This is a genomic window from Mycobacterium sp. (assembly GCF_965229265.1).
Classification (GTDB): domain Bacteria; phylum Actinomycetota; class Actinomycetes; order Mycobacteriales; family Mycobacteriaceae; genus Mycobacterium.
This window is the reverse complement of the sequence record NZ_CBDDIY010000013.1, coordinates 709785-729037: the sequence shown is the minus strand read 5'-3', so window position 1 is coordinate 729037 and position 19253 is coordinate 709785. Positions and strand designations below refer to the sequence as shown.

18 protein-coding genes are annotated in these 19253 nt (G+C 68.4%); 8 read left to right on the top strand and 10 right to left on the bottom strand.

The features are described from left to right. Nucleotides 1-23: 23 nt before the first annotated feature. Nucleotides 24-644 (top strand): TetR/AcrR family transcriptional regulator, encoded by a 621-nt coding sequence (locus tag ADBZ9K_RS25420; RefSeq protein ID WP_526625010.1) that lies wholly within the window; start codon nt 24-26, stop codon nt 642-644. Nucleotides 645-672: 28 nt separating this feature from the next. On the opposite strand, the gene ADBZ9K_RS25415 is transcribed toward ADBZ9K_RS25420, so the two are convergent. Next, nucleotides 673-2037 (bottom strand): PGRS repeat-containing protein, encoded by a 1365-nt coding sequence (locus ADBZ9K_RS25415; protein ID WP_526625009.1) that lies wholly within the window; start codon nt 2035-2037, stop codon nt 673-675. 143 nt (nt 2038-2180) lie between these two features. Beyond that, nucleotides 2181-2777 (bottom strand): VOC family protein, encoded by a 597-nt coding sequence (locus ADBZ9K_RS25410; protein ID WP_526625008.1) that lies wholly within the window; start codon nt 2775-2777, stop codon nt 2181-2183. Between the two features lie 76 nt (nt 2778-2853). Between ADBZ9K_RS25410 and ADBZ9K_RS25405 the strand changes: the two genes are divergently transcribed. From ADBZ9K_RS25405 to ADBZ9K_RS25385, 5 genes are all read left to right on the top strand, one after another. Beyond that, on the top strand, nt 2854-3492 hold the full coding sequence (locus ADBZ9K_RS25405; RefSeq protein ID WP_526625007.1) for a TetR/AcrR family transcriptional regulator: 639 nt from the start codon (nt 2854-2856) through the stop codon (nt 3490-3492). Between the two features lie 2 nt (nt 3493-3494). Beyond that, nucleotides 3495-4616: an alpha/beta hydrolase family protein gene (locus tag ADBZ9K_RS25400; RefSeq protein ID WP_526625006.1), complete on the top strand. Its 1122-nt coding sequence runs from the start codon at nt 3495-3497 to the stop codon at nt 4614-4616. Continuing rightward, a complete protein-coding gene (locus tag ADBZ9K_RS25395) occupies nt 4592-5554 on the top strand; it encodes a 2-hydroxyacid dehydrogenase (protein WP_526625005.1) in 963 nt (320 codons plus the stop codon). Before ADBZ9K_RS25400 ends, ADBZ9K_RS25395 begins: the two co-directional genes overlap by 25 nt. A gap of 2 nt (nt 5555-5556) precedes the next feature. Then, nucleotides 5557-6879 carry an MFS transporter gene (locus ADBZ9K_RS25390; protein ID WP_526625004.1) on the top strand — a complete coding sequence of 441 codons (1323 nt, stop codon included), beginning with the start codon at nt 5557-5559 and terminating at the stop codon, nt 6877-6879. 150 nt (nt 6880-7029) lie between these two features. Continuing rightward, nucleotides 7030-9228 carry an acyl-CoA dehydrogenase family protein gene (locus ADBZ9K_RS25385; RefSeq protein ID WP_526625003.1) on the top strand — a complete coding sequence of 733 codons (2199 nt, stop codon included), beginning with the start codon at nt 7030-7032 and terminating at the stop codon, nt 9226-9228. An 84-nt stretch (nt 9229-9312) separates the two neighbouring features. On the opposite strand, the gene fadD2 is transcribed toward ADBZ9K_RS25385, so the two are convergent. Then, nucleotides 9313-10992, bottom strand: coding sequence for a long-chain-fatty-acid--CoA ligase FadD2 (gene fadD2 / locus ADBZ9K_RS25380; RefSeq protein ID WP_526625002.1), 1680 nt, complete (start codon nt 10990-10992; stop codon nt 9313-9315). A gap of 67 nt (nt 10993-11059) precedes the next feature. On the opposite strand from fadD2, the gene ADBZ9K_RS25375 reads away from it, so the two are divergent. Next, nucleotides 11060-12286, top strand: a complete 1227-nt coding sequence (locus ADBZ9K_RS25375) for a DNA polymerase domain-containing protein (RefSeq protein WP_526625001.1) — start codon at nt 11060-11062, stop codon at nt 12284-12286. A gap of 142 nt (nt 12287-12428) precedes the next feature. Then, nucleotides 12429-13451 carry a CopD family protein gene (locus ADBZ9K_RS25370; protein WP_526625000.1) on the top strand — a complete coding sequence of 341 codons (1023 nt, stop codon included), beginning with the start codon at nt 12429-12431 and terminating at the stop codon, nt 13449-13451. Here ADBZ9K_RS25370 and ADBZ9K_RS25365 read toward each other — a convergent pair. The 7 genes from ADBZ9K_RS25365 to ADBZ9K_RS25335 are packed head-to-tail and all read right to left on the bottom strand — an operon-like array spanning nt 13417 to nt 19219. Then, nucleotides 13417-14139, bottom strand: coding sequence for a siderophore-interacting protein (locus tag ADBZ9K_RS25365; RefSeq protein WP_526624999.1), 723 nt, complete (start codon nt 14137-14139; stop codon nt 13417-13419). The genes ADBZ9K_RS25370 and ADBZ9K_RS25365 overlap by 35 nt on opposite strands. A gap of 14 nt (nt 14140-14153) precedes the next feature. Next, nucleotides 14154-15017, bottom strand: a complete 864-nt coding sequence (gene eccE, locus ADBZ9K_RS25360; protein ID WP_526624998.1) for a type VII secretion protein EccE — start codon at nt 15015-15017, stop codon at nt 14154-14156. Next, nucleotides 15014-16375: a type VII secretion-associated serine protease mycosin gene (gene mycP, locus ADBZ9K_RS25355; protein ID WP_526624997.1), complete on the bottom strand. Its 1362-nt coding sequence runs from the start codon at nt 16373-16375 to the stop codon at nt 15014-15016. The genes eccE and mycP overlap by 4 nt, the downstream gene beginning before the upstream one ends. Beyond that, nucleotides 16372-17772: a type VII secretion integral membrane protein EccD gene (eccD, locus tag ADBZ9K_RS25350; protein WP_526624996.1), complete on the bottom strand. Its 1401-nt coding sequence runs from the start codon at nt 17770-17772 to the stop codon at nt 16372-16374. The genes mycP and eccD overlap by 4 nt, the downstream gene beginning before the upstream one ends. Before the next feature lie 17 nt (nt 17773-17789). Further along, complete coding sequence (locus tag ADBZ9K_RS25345; protein ID WP_526624995.1) at nt 17790-18611, bottom strand: ESX secretion-associated protein EspG; 822 nt, start codon at nt 18609-18611, stop codon at nt 17790-17792. A 27-nt stretch (nt 18612-18638) separates the two neighbouring features. Next, a complete protein-coding gene (locus ADBZ9K_RS25340) occupies nt 18639-18926 on the bottom strand; it encodes a WXG100 family type VII secretion target (RefSeq protein ID WP_526624994.1) in 288 nt (95 codons plus the stop codon). Further along, nucleotides 18926-19219, bottom strand: a complete 294-nt coding sequence (locus tag ADBZ9K_RS25335; RefSeq protein ID WP_526624993.1) for a type VII secretion protein EsxS — start codon at nt 19217-19219, stop codon at nt 18926-18928. Before ADBZ9K_RS25335 ends, ADBZ9K_RS25340 begins: the two co-directional genes overlap by 1 nt. Nucleotides 19220-19253 lie beyond the last annotated feature (34 nt).

Here is a 19253-nt window from a genome sequence, read left to right as displayed (position 1 = left end):
CGCCGCAATGTCAAGATGGGCAGATGACGCAGGCGCGGCCGTACGGCGGTGTGGATGCCGCAGACCGGCTGGCCCGGCGTCGCGCCCGTCTGCTGGAAGCGGGGTTGGAGCTGCTCGGCAGCGATCTCGACCCGGCCGAGTTGACCGTCCGGGGAATCTGCCGCCAGGCCGGGGTGGCCACCCGCTACTTCTACGAGGGCTTCACCGACAAGGGCGAGTTGGTAGCGGCGGTCTTCGACTGGGTGGTCACCGGACTGGCCACCTCCACACAGGCTGCCGTCGACGCGGCTCGCCCGGAGGAGAAGATCCGGGCGGGCATGGCCAACATCGTGCGGACCATCGAACAGGATCCGCGGGTCGGCCGGCTGATGTTCAGTTCGCAGTTGTCCAACACGACCGTGGTGCGCAAACGCCAGGAGTCCGGCGCGCTCTTCGCCATGCTCTCGGGCCAGCATGTCGAGACCATGTTGCGCCGGCCGGCCAATGACCGGATCACCGCGGTAGCCCACTTCGTCGTCGGCGGGGTCGTCCAGACCATCAGCGCCTGGCTGGTCGGCGAGATCCGACTGACTCCAGACGCGCTCGTCGATCAGCTGACCGCGATCCTCGGCGACCTCGCCGAGCCGCGACTGTTTCAGGACTGACCGGCCAGCCGCAACCGACGCCGACAAATCACCCGTGGCGGCCCGGCACGCCCTTCTGGCCGTTGATGCCACCATTGCCCGAGCGGCCGGGAACGCCGTTGCCGCCGGTACGCCCGGCGGCGCCACCCCGGTTCACCGAGGCGCCCGACGCGGATCCGCCGGCGCCGCCCCTACCGCCGTAGCCGTAGTTGCCGCCATTACCGCCGTAACCGCCCGAACCCGCGCTGCCGCCCGCACCGGGAGTCCCGGTTGCTCCGGAATTGCCGCCGTTACCGCCGCTGCCCCCGTTGCCGCCATTGCCGCCATTGCCGCCATTGCCGCCGTAGCCGCCGTTACCGCCAGCACCGCCGGTCGCATAGGTCCGCACTCCCCGCCTGACGGACCCGACGGCATTGCCACCGTTCCCGCCACGGCCGGCATTTCCGCCGTAGCCCCCGGTACCGCCGTTGCCGCCGATACCGCCATTGCCGCCGTTACCGCCGTCGCCGATGATGGTGCCGCCGTCACCGCCGGCGCCACCACGACCACCGTTACCACCGCGGCCGGCGAGGCCTCCGTTGGCGCCGTTGGTGCCGTAGCTGCCCGAGCCACCGCGCGCCGCGGTACCGCCGCGCCAGCCATTCCCGTTTCTGCCATTGACGCCGGACCGACCGGTGACACCGTTGGCGCCACGCCATCCGTTGCCGCCGTTACCGCCGTTGCCGCCGTTGCCGTACAGCACCGCGCTGCCGCCGCTGCCGCCGATGCTGCCCGCCCCGCCACTACCACCGTTACCGCCGTTACCGAAAATGCCGGCCGCGCCGCCGTTACCGCCCCTGACACCGGAGGTCGAGGTGTTGTAGCCGTTGCCGCCGTTGCCGACGAGCCAACCGCCCGAGCTCCCGTCCAGGCGGGAATTGTTGCCATCGACGCCGTCCCCGATCATCGGCAGCCCGCGTGACGGCCCGGTCTGGCTGGCCTGGACGACGGCCTGGATGACTGCCGGGTTCTGCGAGGCCTGAGCGACCTGCTCGGGCGTCAGACCGGTGCGGGCGGTGATGGCCGCCACCACGTCCGGGCTGTTGAGCAGCTCCTGGGCCTGCTGCGGGGTCAACCCACTCTGCACGCTGGCAGCGGCGAGCGCGGGCACGGCTACTTGAGCCGGGACGACGACGGCGAAACTCTTGCCGAACAGGTCGTTGCACGACAGCGGTGCGCAATTTCGCCCCGAGGCCGGACGTGCCGGCGACGAATCCACCAGCTGCTTCTCCACCGTTGTCAGGATGATGGCGGTCGAGACCGTCATCGGCTCCGGCGCCGGGGTGTGCAGATGCGACGACCCGAGGCCCACGCCCGCCACGGCTACAGCTGACGCCGCGCCAAGCTTCAGTCCACCCAGGAGATAATTAGCCATACGCCCCCGCCCTCGTCAATTTTGCTGAGACGGAAGGTACCAGAAGGAAGCCAATAAGGCCGTCGTCACCGGCATATTCGACGGCCTGGGCCGGTCCGACCGGAGGCGATGGGCGTGCCGTCAGGAGTTTGCGGCCACGCGGCTCACCGCGACACAGTGCCGGCCGTGACGCTCGGCGAGAAGCGGCGATCCGCCGCGGTCCTCGGTTGTGTCACCGCATCACCGTCGGTGAATTCTTTTGTCCAGCAGGCGAATTCGAGGACAATTCCGTCCGGATCGGTGAAGTAGAAGGACCGCACGTAGACCCCGGGGTGGAGTTCGGCCGCGACCTGCGAGGGGCTCTCGTCGTGGTTGAGCACCGGCCCGATGCCTACTCCTTTTTCCTTGAGCCGGCGCCGGTATTCGTCGAACTTCTCGGCGGGCACATGGAAAGCCAGGTGGTTCATCGACCCCACCGCGCTCACGATCGAGCCGAGGCCGGGCAGGGCCGCAGGCTGGGTGCTACCCGGCTCGCCGTCGGGGGCGTCAGCGAACCAGAAGAACGCCACACAGTCGCCGTTGCCGGCATCGAAGAAGAAGTGCTGGCCCATGCCGTTGGGAAGGTCGAGTGACTTGATCAGCGGCATTCCCAGCACGTTCGAGTAGAAGTCGACGGTGCGTTCCATGTCCGAACACACCAACGCGACGTGGTTGATTCCACCGAGTTGGAACTCGGTGTTGGTGTTGTGCGGCTTGATCACGACGTGCTCCCGGAGGTGCTGGCCAACGCTCGTAACTGAACCTAACATCAGATTCAGTTTTGGAGAAGGGTTGAGCGTGTCGACACTGTCCGAGCATCCGCGGCGCGCGCGCCCGGTCCTGCCGACCGCCCGCGGGCGCAAGACCCAGGCGGCCATCGACGCCGCGGCGCGGGCGGTGGTCGCCCGCAAGGGCATCCTGGCCACCACCGTCGCCGATATCGCCGCCGAGGCCGGCCGGTCGACGGCGTCGTTCTACAACTATTACGACTCCAAGGAAGCGATGGTCCGGGAGTGGGCCATGCGCTTCCAGGACGAAGCCACCGAGCGGGCCCGAACGATCACCCGGCCCGGACTCACCGATCGGGAACGCGTGCGCGAAGCCGCCGCCGCGCATTGGAACACCTACCGACACCGGCTGGCCGAGATGATCAGCGTGTCGCAGCTGGCCATGGTCAACGACGATTTTGCCCAGTACTGGTCCGAGTTGTGCGCCGTGCCGATCGCATTCCTCACCGAAATGGTCCACCGAGCCCAGGCGCAGGGCTACTGTCGCGGCGACGATCCCCACCTGCTCGCCGAGGCGGTTGTTTCCATGTTCAACCAGTTCTGTTACGTCCAACTCGGCCGGGGCAGAACAGATGTCGACGATAAGGCGTGCATATTGACGCTGACGAATATCGTCTATCGGACGATCTACGGAAAGGATGCCGACTGAGCATGGCAACCCCCGGAGTCGTTCGTGAGTTCATCGGCGTGACCTCGCCCTCCGCTCGCCGGGCCGGTGCCGGCGGGCACCCCTGCCAGGGCCTCTACTACCGCGGGGTGGGCCGAAAACCCAAGGTCGCCGTCATCGCCACGCACTATCAGATCGACTTCTCCGAGCATTACCTCGCCGACTACCTGGCCACCCGCGGCATCGGCTTCCTCGGCTGGAACACCCGATTCCGCGGCTTCGAGAGCAGCTTCCTGCTCGACCACGCCCTGGTCGACATCGGTGTCGGCGTGCGCTGGCTACGCGAAATCCAGGGCGTGGAAACCGTTGTTCTGCTGGGCAATTCCGGTGGCGGCTCACTGATGGCGGCCTACCAGTCCCAGGCCGTCGACCCCAATGTCACGCCGCTGGACGGAATGCGGCCGGCGGCCGGGCTGGCCGACCTGCCACCGGCCGACGGGTACATCGCCAGTGCTGCACACCCGGGGCGCCCCGACGTGCTCACCGCGTGGATGGACGCCGCCGTCGTCGACGAGAGCGACCCGGTGGCCACCGATCCCGACCTCGACCTGTTCGACGAGAACAACGGGCCGCCATTCACGCCGAATTTCATCGCTCGCTATCGGTCTGCGCAGGTCGCTCGCAACCACGCGATCACCGACTGGGCGCAGGCCGAACTCAAGCGGGTGCAGGCCGCTGGCTTCTCCGACCGGCCGTTCACCGTGATGCGGACCTGGGCCGACCCCCGAATGGTCGATCCGTCCATCGAGCCGACCAAACGCCAGCCCAACCTCTGTTACGCCGGGGTGCCGGTGAAGGCCAACCGCTCCCCGCACGGCATCGCCGCCGCCTGTACGCTGCGCAACTGGCTGGGGATGTGGAGCCTCAAGACCGCCCAGACCCGCGCCGAGCCGCACCTGGCTCGCATCAGCGCTCCGGCTCTGGTGATCAACGCCGCGCAGGACACCGGGGTCTTCCCCTCGGACGCCCAGCGCATCCACGACGCGCTGGCCAGCACCGACAAGGCCCTGCATTCCGTGGACACCGACCACTACTTCACCACGCCCGGTGCGCGCAGTGAGCAGGCCGACATCATCGCGAAGTGGGTCGCCAAACGGTGGCGCTAAGAGTCCTCGCCCACTTCCTGCCCGGTGACAATGTGCTGAAACTCGTTGAACCGGAATCTGACTGGCTCGACATCCGGTGGTGCCACGAGGATGACGACGACACCCTGCATCGCGAGCTTCCCGAAGCTGAGGTGATCTGGCACGTCCTGCGCCCGCTGTCCGGTGACGACCTTCGGCGGGCGCCGCGGTTGCGCCTCGTGCACAAACTCGGCGCCGGCGTGAACACCATCGACGTCGCAACCGCCACCGAACTGGGCATCGCGGTGGCCAACATGCCCGGCGCCAACGCGCCGTCGGTGGCCGAGGGTGCGGTACTGCTGATGCTCGCCGCGCTGCGCCGGCTGCCCGAGTTGGACCGAGCCACCCGGGCCGGGCGCGGCTGGCCGACGGACCCGAGCCTGGGTGAGACCGTCCGCGACGTCGGCAGCTGCACCGTCGGTCTGGTCGGCTACGGGAACATTGCCAAACGGGTCGAGCAGATCGTGCGCGCCATGGGAGCCGAGGTGCTGCACACCAACACCAAGCCCGACGGCACCGCCACCTGGCGGACGCTGGCCGACCTGCTCGCCGACAGCGACATCGTCAGCCTCCACCTGCCGCTGACCGCCGACACCGACAAGCTCATCAACCGCGCCGCACTGGACACGATGAAGCCACACGCGGTGCTGGTCAACACCTCCCGCGGCGGCGTCATCGACGAGCCGGCCCTCGTCGACGCGCTGCGCGACGGCCGGCTGGCGGCCGCCGGACTCGACGTGTTCGCCACCGAACCCGTCGAACCCGACAACGCGCTGCTGCGGCTCGACAACGTCGTCGTCACACCGCACGTCACCTGGATCACCGTCGACACCATGCGCCGGTACCTCGTCGAGGCAGTCGACAACTGCCGGCGTCTGCATGACGGCCGGGATCCGATCAATGTGGTCAACGAAAGGTGAGGATGTCCATCACATCCACCGGTGCGCAGGCCTTGGAAGCGCGCACGCTGCGCAAGGTCATCATCCGCGTCGTCCCGTTCCTGATGGCGCTCTACTTCGTCAACTACCTCGACCGCACCAATCTCGGCATCGCCAAGGCCGACATCAGCGAGCATCTGCAGCTCACTGCGAGCATGTTCGGGCTGGCCTCGGGCATCTTCTTCATCGGCTACGTGCTGGTCGAGGTTCCCTCCAACCTCGCGCTGGAGCGATTCGGTGCCCGGCGGTGGCTGGCCCGTATCGCGGTGTCGTGGGGGATCGTCGCGGTGGCAATCGGATTCGCCCCGAACGCCGCCACCCTGTTGGTGCTGCGGTTCCTGCTCGGCGTCGCCGAGGCCGGTCTGTTCCCCGGGGTGATCTTCTACCTGACCCGCTGGTTCCCGGCCGCCTACCGGGCGCGCATCGTGGCGATGTTCATGATGGCCAGCCCGATCGCGGCCGCGGTCGGAACACCGGTGTCGGCCTGGCTGATTCAGGTCGGGGAAGGCACCTTCGGGTTGGCGGGCTGGCAGTTCATGATGATCGGGGTCGGCCTGCCGGCGATCGTCCTTGGCATCATCTGCTGGTTCTATCTGACCGACCGCCCAGCCGACGCGCACTGGCTGCAACCCGACGAACGGCTCTGGTTGATCGACGTGCTCGCCGAAGAGGAGCGCCACGTCGCGGGCACCTTCGACTTCCCGCTGCGTCGCGTGCTGACCAGCCCGCGGATCTGGGCACTGTCACTGGTGTACTTCGGGATCGCCTACGGGCTATACGCGCTGGCGTTCTTCCTGCCCTCGATCATCTCCGGGTTCAAGAAGACCTTCGGCGTGCACCTGTCCATCGTGCAGGTCGGGCTGATCACCGCGATCCCCTACACCTGCGCGGCGGTGGCGATGTATGTGTGGTCACGCCACGCCGACCGCAACCGCGAGCACGTCTGGCACGTCGCCATCCCAATGGGGTTGGGCGGCTTGGCGATCCCGATCGCGCTGTACCTGGACAGCCCGCTGCTGGTGATGATCCCGGTCAGCATCGCCGCGATGGGCGTGTTCGCCGCCATCCCCAGCTTCTGGGCTCTGCCCGCCCAGTTCCTCACCGGAGCGGCGGCCGCCGGCGGGATCGGCCTGATCAATTCGGTGGGCAACCTCGGCGGTTTTGCCGCACCGTACGCCACCGGCGCGCTGAACCAGCTCACCGGCAACGACAAGGCCGGCATGTGGGCGGTCGGGATCATGATGATGGTGTCGGCGGTCGTGGTGGTGGCCCTGCGCGCCACGCCGGATCGCACGAGCCTGCGCTAACGGCATCGAGTCTGCGTCCACGTCGAGATTTCGGGCCGAATCGCGATCTGGACGCAGGCTCGATCGCCTCGGCGCGTCGGGTAACGTCGGCCCCAACCGACCGGTTAATTGGCGACGTTTGGTCAGTCGACTCCAGGGAAGGCATCCACCATGCCCATCGCGATCACGCCCGAGCACCACGACCTCGCGGAGTCGGTGAAATCGCTGGTAGCCCGGGTCGCGCCGGCGGAAGTTCTGCACGATGCGCTCGAAAACCCAGTCCCCACACCACCGCCCTACTGGAAGGCCGCCGCCGAGCAAGGACTGCACGGCGTGCACCTCGCCGAGTCGGTGGACGGCCAGGGCTTCGGACTCCTGGAACTGGCCATCGTCATCGCCGAGTTCGGCTACGGTGCGGTGCCGGGGCCGTTCGTGCCATCGGCGATCGCCAGTGCGCTGATCGCCGCCCACGACCCCGACGCGGAGGTGCTGCGTCAGCTGGCCTCCGGTGCGCTGATCGCGACGTGCGCACTCGAATCCGGCCTGACCGCCACCCGGCAGGACGACACGCTGGTGATCCGCGGCGAAGCCCGCTCGGTGCTCGCCGGCGCGCAGGCCTCAGTGCTGGTCCTGCCGGTAGCCATCGAGAGCGGCATCGAATGGGTGATCCTCGACGCCGCCGCGCTCGAAATCGAACCGGTGAAGTCGGTGGACCTGCTGCGTCCGATCGCCCATGTCCGGGCCAACGCCGTCGAGATCGGCGCCGAGCGGCTGCTGTCCACCCTCTCCCAGCCCGCTGGCCGCGCGATCGTCACCACGCTGCTGTCGGCCGAGGCCATCGGAATCGCCCGCTGGGCCACCGACACCGCCGCCGCGTACGCGAAGATCCGCGAACAGTTCGGCCGCCCGATCGGCCAGTTCCAGGCCATCAAGCACAAGTGCGCCGGGATGATCGCGACCACCGAGCGCGCCACCGCAGCGGTCTGGGACGCTGCGCGCGCGCTGGACGAAGCCGCCGACAAGGACTGGGACAACCAGGAAACCGCCTACGAGTTCGCCGCCGCGGTCGCCGCCAGCCTGGCGCCGGCCGCTGCCCAACACTGCGCCCAGGACTGCATCCAGGTGCACGGCGGCATCGGCTTCACCTGGGAGCACGACACCAACGTCTACTACCGCCGCACCCTGGGCCTGGTCGCCGCGTTCGGCCGGTCCACGGAGTACCCGCAGCGGGTGTTCGACACCGCGACGAGCACCGGGATGCGCCCGGTGAACATCGACCTCGATCCCGAGACCGAGAAGCTGCGTGCCGAGATACGCGCCGAAGTCGAAGCGCTGAAAGCGATTCCGCGCGGCGAGCGCACCATCGCGATCGCTGAGGGCGGCTGGGTGCAGCCGCACCTGCCCAAGCCGTGGGGCCGGGCGGCGGCCCCGGTGGAGCAGATCCTGATCGCCCAGGAGTTCGCGGCCGGGCGGGTCAAGCGCCCCCAGATGGGCATCGCTGCCTGGCTGATCCCGTCGATCGTGGCGTTCGGCACCGAGGACCAGAAGCAGCGTTTCCTGCCGCCGACATTCCGCGGCGAAATGATCTGGTGCCAGTTGTTCTCCGAGCCGGGCGCCGGATCCGACCTGGCGAGCCTGACCACCAAGGCCACCAAGGTCGAGGGCGGCTGGCGGATCACCGGCCAGAAGATCTGGACCACCGCCGCGCAGTTCTCCCAATGGGGTGCACTGCTGGCCAGAACGGATACCTCGGCGCCGAAACACAATGGCATCACCTACTTCCTGCTGGATATGAACAGCGACGGCGTCGAGGTCAAGCCGTTGCGTGAGCTCACCGGCAACGCGATGTTCAACACCGTGTTCATCGACGACGTGTTCGTCCCCGACGACCTGGTGCTCGGCGAGGTGAACCGCGGCTGGGAGGTGAGCCGCAACACCCTTACCGCCGAACGGGTTTCGATCGGAAGTAGCGAGCCGGGATTCCTGCCCAACCTCGACGTTTTCGTCGAGTTCGCCGGTGGCGGCCACTTCGACCAGACCGGTCACCATCGCGCCGGCGAGTTGATCGCCGAGGGGCATGCGGCCAAGCTGCTGAACCTGCGTTCGACCCTGCTGACGCTGGCCGGCGGTGACGCGATGCCGTCGGCGGCGATCTCGAAGTTGTTGTCGATGCGCACCGGGCAGGGCTACGCCGAGTTCGCGGTGTCCTCGTTCGGGATCGACGGCGCGGTCGGCGATCCGGGCTCACCGCAAGGCAAGTGGGCCGAGTATCTGCTGGCCAGCCGTGCCACCACGATCTATGGCGGCACCTCCGAGGTGCAGCTGAACATCATCGCCGAACGGCTGCTCGGCCTGCCCCGCGACCCGTAATGCCGTCGCCGAGCAGACGCAGACTCGCATGAACCGGGCGTCGGCAGTGCGAGTTTGCGTCTGCTCGCCGGAGAAGGTGACCCGTTAGTGCATCTCGATCTGGCGTAGCTCGCGCTTGAGGATCTTGCCGGTGGGATTACGCGGCAACTCGGAGAGAAACACCACCTCGCGCGGCACCTTGTAGCGCGCAAGGTGTTCGCGCACATAGTTCTTGATGGCTTCCTCGGTGACTTCGGCCTCCTCCTTGAGGACGACGAAGGCCCGCAGCCGCGCGCCCCATTCGGGGTCCTCGACGCCCAGCGCCGTCGCCTCGACCACATCGGGGTGCCCGCTGATGAGGTCCTCGACCTCGGCGGGAAAGACGTTCTCGCCGCCCGAGACGATCATCTCGTCGTCGCGGCCGCTGACGAACAGCAGCCCGTTGTGATCGAAGTAGCCGACGTCACCCGAGGACAGCAGGCCGTCGATGATCTGCTTGTTACCCCCGCCGGTGTACCCCTGGAACGGGAAGCTGTTGCCGACGAAGATGCGACCGACGTCGCCCTGGGGCACCTCGTTGCCGTCGTCGTCGAGGATCTTGATCTTGGTGCCCCGCACGACCGAGCCCACCGTCGCCGGATTCTTCAGCAGATCCTCCGGCTTGGCGATGGTGGCCAGCGCGACTTCGGTTGAGCCGTACAGGTTGTAGATGACCGGGCCAAGGTCCTTGAGCGCCCGGGTAGCCAGCTCGGCGCCTAGCTGGGAGCCCGACACGAACACGATCCGCAGCGAGGACAAGTCCGGCTTGGGGTCCATCTTCTCCAGCGCATCCAGCATGCGCGAGAGCATCACCGGCACCACCACGATCGCGGTCACCTTGTGCGTGGCGATGTCCTCGAGCACGGTCGCCGGCTTGAACTTGCGGCGCAACACCAGCGTCGAGCCCAGCGTCAGCGCGATGGTCGCGTGCAGGTAGCCCAGGGCGTGAAACATCGGCGACGGCAGCGAGGTCACCTCGCCGGCGCGGAATGGCACGCTGGACAGCACGCCGCCGATCGGCGCCAGGCTCGGCGGCGCATTCCGGGTCGCACCCTTGGGCGTTCCGGTCGTCCCACTGGTGAGGATGATGACCGACGACCGCTTGGTGACCTTGGGCGCCGGAGCCGTGCTGCTGCGGGCGATCAGCTCGGCCAATGTCTCGTCCGTGCTGCCGGAGGCTTCGTTCTTGTCCGGGTTGGTGCCCAGCGCGCGCAGTCTGCCCAGCGCCGGCTCGGCCAGCTTGACGGCCTCGGCGTACTCGTCGTCGTAGATGATCAGCTTGGCGCCCTCGCGCTCGGAGACGTCCCTGATCTGTGGCCCGGAGAACTCGGTGTTGAGCATGATGGTGCGGGCACCGACCCGCGCCGCGCCGTAGTTGGCAATCACGAACCAGCGATGGTTGCGGGCCAGGATGGCGACCCCGTCGCCGCCCTTGACGCCCATCGCCACCAGGCCGTTGGCCACCGCGTTGGCAGCTTCGTCGAGTTCCTTGAACGTCATCGACCCCTCGTCGTCGACGATCGCCAGCTTGTTGGGGGTGCGGCGGGCGTTGAGCGCCGGAACCATCCCGATCTCGCCCCACCGGCGGATGTCGGTGACCAGCCCGACCAGGTTCTGGGGTGGTTCGAGCCGCAGGGCGCCTGACTCGATCATCTTGTGCAGGTAGTGCAGCTCGGAGGAGCCGCGCTCGGCCAACTTCTGCACCTTGGCCAGTGCCTGCGAAGGGATATCCATGAGACTGGGCATGGCGCCCACCCTATGTGACGTGAGTCGCACCGAGGAGGGAACGGGCGGGCTAATTACCATGGTCCCTATGGCCGCAGCCTCGTCCGCGAAGGGAGCGGCGCTGGAGGTCGGGGGCCGCCACGTCACCGTCAGCCATCCCGACAAAGTGGTCTTCCCCGCGGTCGACGGGCGCGAGCCGGTAACCAAGATGGACCTCGTCACCTACTACCTGGCCGTCGCCGACGGGGCGGTGCGCGCCGTCGCCGACCGGCCGATGATCCTCAAGCGGTTCGTCAAGGGCATCACCGAGGAGGCCGTCTTCCAGAAGCGTGCCCCGGAGAAGCGCCCGGAGTGGGTCGATGTCGCCGAACTGCGGTACGCGCGGGGGACCTCGGCCCGGGAGGCCGTGCTGCACGACGCCGCCGGCCTGGTGTGGGCGGTCAACCTCGGCTGCGTCGACCTCAATCCGCATCCGGTGCGCTCGAGCGACCTGGACCACCCCGACGAACTGCGTATCGACCTGGATCCGATGCCCGGTGTCGACTGGCCCCAGATCCTGGAGGTGGCGCAGGTGGCCCGCGAGGTGCTCGAGGACCATGGCCTGACGGCGTGGCCGAAGACGTCCGGATCGCGAGGCTTCCACATCTATGCGCGGATCGCGCCGCACTGGCCGTTCACGCAGGTGCGGCTGGCCGCCGAGACGGTGGCCCGGGAGGTGGAGCGGCGGGCCCCGGAGCTGGCCACCAGCCAATGGTGGAAGGAGGAACGCCAGGGCGTGTTCGTCGACTTCAACCAGAACGCCAAGGACCGCACGGTGGCGTCGGCCTATTCGGTGCGCGCCACCGTCGACGCCCGGGTTTCCACGCCGCTGACGTGGGACGAGGTGCCGGGCTGCCGGCCGCAGGCGTTCACCATCACGACCGTGCCGGCCCGGTTCGCCGAACGCGGCGACCTGTGGGAGGGCATGGACGACGCGGTCGGCTCGCTGGACCCGCTGCTGCGCCTGGCCGAAGAACTCGGCCCGGCCGAGAAGCCCCAGAAGGGCACCAAGCCGCTGATCGAGATCGCCCGAACCAAGACCCGCGAGGAGGCGATGGCGGCCCTGGACACCTGGCGATCACGACACCCCGAGGCGGCCCGGGCGCTGCAGCCGACCGACATCCTGGTGGACGGGATGCGGGGGCCGAGCTCCATCTGGTACCGGATCCGCATCAACCTCGAGCACATCGCCGAGGGCAAGCGCCCGCCGCAGGAAGAGCTGCTTGCCGATTACAGTCCGTGGCAAGGGTATTCGGGGCGCCAGGCGCGGCAGTAACCGTCGAACGAGACACCCAGCCTGATCACAGGGTGAACCAATCCGCCGACATCAGCGTGGTGTTGAGCACCAAGATATTTGTCGACCAAAGGAATTCGCCGTGCCCGCAGCCGCACCGCCTACACCGGCCGTCCTCGTAGTCGTGACCGAGGTGACTTACTACCTGAGCCTGGCGTTGCCGCTGGGCGTCGCGATGACCGTCGGTCACCTCGCGACGCCGGAGGGTCGCGGCGGGCTGGTGTCGCGGGAGGCCCGCCGGTTGGCACTACCCGCCGCGGCCTTCGTCACCGCCGCCGCGATCTTGCGGTGGTTCACCTCAGGTTCGATTGGCCCAGCGCGTGTCCAGTTCGCCGGACTGGTGCTGATCGTGGCCGGGCTCGTCCTGATGCGACGATCGGCGTCGCGGCGGTTGGCCGCCGGCATCGCGGCGGTGGCCGTGGTCGTCGCGGTGCTTCCCGAGGTTCCGCTGCGCTGGCCGACCGCCGACAGCATGGCCCGCGATGTGTTGACCGCGGTGCACATCCTGGCCGCGTTGTCCTGGGTGGGCGGTTTGGTGAGTCTGGCCGCGGTGGGGGTGGTGTGGCGGCAACATCGCGGCAACGACCGGCACGATGCCGATGCCGATGCCGATGCCGATGCCGATGCCGATGCCGATGCGACGGACTGGGCACGGATCTGGGAGCGCTTCAGCGTGGTGGCGCTGGTCGCGGTAGCCGCGCTGATCGTCACCGGGGTCTGGCAGGCCTGGCTACACGTGGGGACACCGGGGCAACTACTCACCACGCCCTACGGGCGATACCTCGCGATCAAACTGGTTCTGGTGGTGGCGTTGCTGGCGGCCGGCGGTTACAACACCCGAGTGGTATTGCCCGAGATCCGCATGCGACAGCGGTCCGGCGACAGCCGAGGTGTGCTGCGCCTGGCGGCACAGCACTTCCCGCTGGTGGTGTCGGGTGAGGCCGTGTTGGGAGTCGGTGTCCTGATCGTGGTCCCGTTCCTGGACGGCTCAGCCCGCGCTCAGGCCGGGTGGCCCAGCGCCGGTCCGTTCGATCTGAGCGTCTTCGGTACCGGCGCGATGCTGCTCGCGCTGATCGCCGCGGCGATGTGGGCCGGCAGCCGTCGCCGCCCGATCAGGCGCTCGCAGCCCAGTACGCTTGCGCCTTGATCGCGCTGCGGGGGATGCGGTAGTTCTCGCGCAGCACCCTGGCAACTGCGCGGGTGGTGCGGTTGTCGCTGGCCACCCAGCCGAAGTGATCCTCGGCGTCGCGTGCTGCGGCGCGGACCACCTCGACCAACTCCTCCCCAGAGCGCCCGCGGTCCACCCAGACCACGCCGGTGTCGCGTGCCACCGGAAGGATTCGGTCGTCGTCGTGGGCAGCCGACAGGAACACCGTGGCGGGACTGTCGGCGATCGAGTCCAGCAGCGAGTTGATCGCCGGAAGCGAAGCGGTGTCGCCGACGATGACGTACCCAGCCGGCGCCGGACTTGGCAGCGCGAAGCTGCTGCCGAGCACCGTCGCCGAGATGGTGTGTCCCGGCCGGGCGTTGCGGGCCCACCGCGAGGCGGTGCCGTCGTGCAATGCGAACTCGATGTCCACGGTATCGGCGACGGCGTCCGGGTTGACCAACGTGTAGCCCCGCTGATGCAGTTTCGCGCCGTCGGGGAACCACATCCGGATCCACATCGTCGGATGGACGGAGCGGCCGGCTAGCAGACCGCCCGCATCGAAGCTCAATCGCAGATAGTGCGCGCTGATCTGTTCACGCCCGGTGACGGTCAACTGGTAGTCATCCGCGCGCAACAGCTTGAGCACCGCGCCCTGCCAACCTCGCGAGGGCGTGTTCTCGGTCATGAATCCTCCTGTGTCTAGGCGATCAGTCGTGCCCCCGACAGCGGAATCAGAGCGGTGAGCGCAGCGGCCTGCCGACCAGGGACCGGCACCAGTCCCGGCACCGGCACCGCACCGGAGGGCGACTCCGCGGTGCGGATCGCAGCTCCTGCGGTGATTCGTGGCAGCGCCGGCGTTCCGGCGATCTCCAACACGGTCCAGGACTCGCCCGGCGCCGACGCGCGGACCGCTGCCAGGGCTTCCTCGGTGGCCTCGCCGACACCGTAGACCGCCACATATCCCTGCGAGTCTCTGACCGCGCGCCATCTTTCCTGCGCACCTTCGGCGACCACGGTCGGCGCGTCGTCGACCAGTGTTGCCGTGCAGCCTATTTCATCCAACTGCCCGACAAGCCGGCGAGCAGCGGCCGCGGCCGTCTGCTGCAGCGGCAACTCCGGGGACCGCGCCTGCAGCGCCGCCAGGTTGCGCGCGGCGTCGAAGGTCAGTCCGATCCACTTCGTCGTGCCGGTCGCCGTCGTCCGAGTGGTGAGCCGGACTGAATCACACACCAGCCCATAGCGATCGAGATACCCGACCAGCAGCCCTAGCGGCACCTGACGGTCGGCCGCCGCCATCCGCAGCAGCACCGTCGTCGTGGCGTCCTTGCGTGCTACACCCTGCCGGATCGAGGTGCCACCCAGGGCGATCCTGACCCGCCGACGCAGGATCGTGGTCAGGTAGCGCCCACGCCACCACACCAATGACACCACCGCCACGGCGGCCACAACACCCAGTACCCAGCGTTCGGTCTCGGCCCGCCACGGGTAGGCCAGCACCGCCGCGACGACGGCCGACAGCACGACGGCCAGTCGGCCGGTACCAGGCGATGGGACACCGGTCATTTCAGTTCCTCCTTGCGTCGGCGCGTGATGACAGCCGCGGTGATCACCACGACCGCCAAGGCCGCCGTAACGGCGAACGCCGCGGTGCGGGTGGTGTGGTCGGTCGCCGGGGGCGGCGCTGGCGCCGCCACACGCTTGAGCGGTGCGGCGTCACCGGCAGGGTCGATGGTCCACGTCAGAGCGCCGACCGGATCGAGGGCGCCGGCACCGACGACGTTCGACGGCGCCTGCACACCGTTGTGGGCCGTCGCAATCAGCCGGTGCACCACTTCGTCGGCGTGCAACGCCGGATAGCGACTGCGCACCAGCGCCGCGACTCCCGCGACATACGCTGCGGCATAGCTGGTTCCGTCCATGGGCATCATTGCGCCGCGGCCGTCGGGCATACCGTCGGCGAGCCCACCGTTGGCGTCGTTGCTCAGCGACACGATGTCTTGTCCCGGGGCGGCGATCCCGACCCACGGGCCGGGCATGGTGAAGCCGGCCGGCTGTCCGTCCGCGGTCAGCGCCCCGACCGAGAGCACATAGGGCTGCCACCACGACGGGACTGACACCGAGGTGACGCCCGCCCAGTTGCGGGGGTCCCCCACCGTCCTCGGATCGCCGAGGGGATTGGCAGCGCACCGGGTTCCTGGCGCCCCGGCGGTGGTGGCCCCGGAATTGCCTGCCGCGGCCACGATGACCACATCCTTGTCGACAGCGGCATAACGTAGGGCAGCACCGAGAGCCTGCTGGTCGCCGAGTGCGTCCGGTGCCAGGCAGGACACAGTCGAGATGTTGATGACGGTCGCTCCCGCATCGGCGGCTCGCACGACGGCTCGGGCCAGTGTCTGGATATCGACAGCGGCCTGCACCGCCGCCGGGTCCTTACCTCCAGCGCTGGGCGCGAACCTCGGCGATGCCTGCCGGATCGAGAGCAGCCGGACTCCGGGTGCGACCCCGACGAATCTGTCGGCACCAGGCTGGCCCCCGATAATGCCGGCCACCGCCGTGCCATGCCCATCGCAGTCGGTCAGCCCGTCACCACCGGACAGATAGTCACCGCCGCCGATCACGTTGGGCAGCCGCGGACCGGGCCGTACCCCGGTATCAATCACCGCGACGGTCTGACCGTCACCGCGTGAATAAGACAACGCACCAGCCAGATTCAGCATCACCTGGTTCGGGGAAACCCCTGCCGGATCGGTTCCGGGCCGGACCCCGGTGGTCACGCAATCGGCACGCTGACTCATCGCCGTCGTGGGTCCGGCGGTCCCGGGCGGCGGTGTCGCGGCGTCGACCGCCGGTGGGCTCACCGCGCCGGCCGGTGCGGCGCTGACCAACAGCACTACCGCGATGAGCGCAGCAGCCCTGATCATCGCTCGAGGATCCAGGTGAACAAGCCGACGAGATAGGCCGCCACCGGGATCAACGAGGCATCCAGCGCTGCGGCCACGAACCCCCCCAGGCGTCGAACCGGGAGTGAATAGCGTCCGGCAACAGCCATTTCCGGGTTCACTGCGACCACAAGCCAGGCTGCCGTCAGGCCACCGAGAACGACCAGCGCCCACAGCGCGGGGACGAACCGCTGATCGACGGAATAGAGCACGAGCAAACCGGTGCTGACTCCGAACGGCTGCGCCAGCAGCCACGCCTTGCAGTTTGCGGTATCCCACACCCGGGCGCGCAGCACCGCCGCGGCCGCCGTCGCTGCGACCAGATACCAACCCCACGGGCCAGGGCCTTCCGGACGCCCGGCCACGAACAGCGAACCCGCCACCGAGAGCAGCACCGCGCCGGCGATCACGCCGTTCTGATGCCCCTCACCGCGCCGGACGCGACGCGGTAGGTCGGCGAGCACCTGTGCCGACGGAGCGGTCGGAGCCGGATCTCCCGGTGCGGGGATCACAGGCAGCGGAAGACGTGCCCACGCCGCGGCGAGTTGCGGCGCCGATATGGTGACCAGCAGGCCCACTATCAGCACCACACAGCCCACGGCGAGCGCCGGCAGCCGCCACAACGTCGAGGCCGCCGCGACCACCAGCGCGGTGACAGCGACAACCGTTGCAGCGGTGAACAATCCGACACCGTCATCGGATTGGATGAGGACGATAACCGACCACGCGGCCACCCCGGCGGCGGCGAGCATCACATGCTCGGGACCAATCGCCCCTGGAACCGCCAGCCAGAAAGCGCACGCAATCGGAAGCAGGGCCGCCGCTGAGATTTCGGTGGCGATGCGGGCAGAGCGCGCGCGCAGCAGCAGGCCCGCGAGCACGGTGACCACAGCCAGGCCGCTCACCGCGTACAGCCCCACCGGTGACGCGGTGAGTAGTCGGTGTACGACGGCGGCGCTCGAAAGAGCCAGTACGAAAAGGATTACCGCGAGTCGGGCCCCGAGCTGCAGGCGCTGCGGTCCCCACGGTCGCTTCCGGGCGGCCGAGAAGATCACGGCGGCGTCGGCGACGTCCTCAACCACTCCCGGTGATGCCGGCCCCAGCGGGATCGGCTGCAAGGTGAGCAAGTCACCGTCGACCACGCCGACGGTGTCCAAGCTCGCCTCGACACTGAACGGGGCCCCGGCGATCGGCGCCAGCGTCATCGGGATCGGGCTGTGGTCGGTGTCTGCGTCATCGGGGTCGGGTTGCGGCACCAACCGCTGCACAGCCGGCAGTATCTCGCGCAGCGGCAGTTCGGTGGGCAGCGCCACATCGGTGATCCGGCCGTGCGCCAGCACCGCGACGCGCACGATCGGCAGCACGGGGGTTTGGGTCATCGTTGTCGTCTCCTGTTTCAGGTTCTGTTGGTGGCGAAGTCGCGTACCAGTTCGGCCGCGGGAAACCAGCCGCCGTCGGTGAGGGTCTCGGTGAGTCTGGTCAGGGCCAGGGCGATCGCAAACGATGTCCCGGAGGTGAAGGAGGACAGCCACTCACCGTCGGTAGCGCGCTGTGGGCTGACCAACACCCGGCCGGCTTCGGTGTCGACGATGCCCACGCCGACCTCGCTGAATTCATGGGCGCCGTTGCGGTTCACCCCGGCCCGCACTTCCACATAGCTGCGTGAACCGCTCATCGCCGACCGCACTACCGCCGCAGCGGACCCCGGAATGCCGAGCTGGTCGAGCACGCCGTCCAGGCCGGCACCGTTGCGAAGCCGTTCGTCGGCCCGCGCTCCAACCCGAGTCGGCAGCATGAACTCGGTGAACCGCGCGGGAATGCGGCCCGGGAGCCCGGCGGTGATCACCTCAGCCAACAGGTGGGGGTCGGTGATATCGAGTTCGGTGAAGGTCACCAACTGACCGCTGCGCAGGGCCACGACGGTGCGTCCGGCGCGGCGGGCGACGATGCCGCGCAACAGGTCGGTGTCCGCGCCCCGGACGTACCGTAATTCGAGCCAGTGTTCGGCGTTGCATACCGTGCGGATCCACCGCATGACCGCGGGATGGACCACATCGTCGGCCGTCACGACCCCAGAGTCGATCAGTTCCGCGCGCAGCCCGGCACCGATGAGCGCGGCGTCGCCCGGTTGGCCCAGTGGCGGCGTGATGGCCAGAACCCACGGGAATGACCCGGCCCCAACGGTTTCAGCGACCAGCCAGGCTGCGTCAACCGTCATCTCGACGGCGTCAGGAGCGGGCACGCCTCAGCCCCACTTGGCGCCTTCGGCTTGGTCACGCGCGTGCATCGAGAGGGTGTTGGTCTCGTGCGTGGTGGCCATCGCACGGTAGGCGCGCACGAGCTCCTCCATGGCCAGGTTCCACTGCGCCTGCCATGCCTGATAGGTCAGGCCGCTGTCGCCCTGCCAGGCGCCTTGCAACGCGGACTGTTCGGCAGCGATGTCGGCGCCGACCGTCTGCAGCGCGCCTGCATATCCCGCCATGTCGCTCGCGTGCGCCAGCATGGCCGGGTAGTTGTACATGATCTGGGACATCAGAATCCTCCATACGTGGTGGCCGCGGCCGCGTCCTCGGCCACATATGTGGCGCCCGCTTCACCGAGGTTGATCTGCGCGATGTCGAGTAGCGCGTTGACCTTCGCCGACACCTCCACGAAGCGAGCGTGTGCTGCCTGGAAGGCGGCCGACGATTCACCGACATGGAATGCCTGGGCAGCCATTGCCGCCTGTTCGGCCTGGGCGATGGTGCTACGCATCAATGCCGTCTTGGCGCCGAAGGCGGCCTCCGCCGCCACGATCTGTGGAATGTGGGCGTCTAGCATGCTCACGGTCGTTCTCCAATCTTCGTCGTTGGGTAGATGT

Bases quoted from the DNA above. Each gene is read 5' to 3' on its own strand.
- ADBZ9K_RS25415 (WP_526625009.1), bottom strand. From the start codon at position 2,037: ATGGCTAATTATCTCCTGGGTGGACTGAAGCTTGGCGCGGCGTCAGCT.
- fadD2 (WP_526625002.1), bottom strand. From the start codon at position 10,992: ATGCCCAGTCTCATGGATATCCCTTCGCAGGCACTGGCCAAGGTGCAG.
- eccE (WP_526624998.1), bottom strand. From the start codon at position 15,017: ATGACCGGTGTCCCATCGCCTGGTACCGGCCGACTGGCCGTCGTGCTG.
- ADBZ9K_RS25365 (WP_526624999.1), bottom strand. From the start codon at position 14,139: ATGACCGAGAACACGCCCTCGCGAGGTTGGCAGGGCGCGGTGCTCAAG.
- ADBZ9K_RS25400 (WP_526625006.1), top strand. From the start codon at position 3,495: ATGGCAACCCCCGGAGTCGTTCGTGAGTTCATCGGCGTGACCTCGCCC.
- ADBZ9K_RS25340 (WP_526624994.1), bottom strand. From the start codon at position 18,926: ATGTCCCAGATCATGTACAACTACCCGGCCATGCTGGCGCACGCGAGC.
- ADBZ9K_RS25375 (WP_526625001.1), top strand. From the start codon at position 11,060: ATGGCCGCAGCCTCGTCCGCGAAGGGAGCGGCGCTGGAGGTCGGGGGC.
- ADBZ9K_RS25390 (WP_526625004.1), top strand. From the start codon at position 5,557: ATGTCCATCACATCCACCGGTGCGCAGGCCTTGGAAGCGCGCACGCTG.
- ADBZ9K_RS25385 (WP_526625003.1), top strand. From the start codon at position 7,030: ATGCCCATCGCGATCACGCCCGAGCACCACGACCTCGCGGAGTCGGTG.
- ADBZ9K_RS25420 (WP_526625010.1), top strand. From the start codon at position 24: ATGACGCAGGCGCGGCCGTACGGCGGTGTGGATGCCGCAGACCGGCTG.
- eccD (WP_526624996.1), bottom strand. From the start codon at position 17,772: ATGACCCAAACCCCCGTGCTGCCGATCGTGCGCGTCGCGGTGCTGGCG.
- ADBZ9K_RS25345 (WP_526624995.1), bottom strand. From the start codon at position 18,611: ATGACGGTTGACGCAGCCTGGCTGGTCGCTGAAACCGTTGGGGCCGGG.
- mycP (WP_526624997.1), bottom strand. From the start codon at position 16,375: ATGATCAGGGCTGCTGCGCTCATCGCGGTAGTGCTGTTGGTCAGCGCC.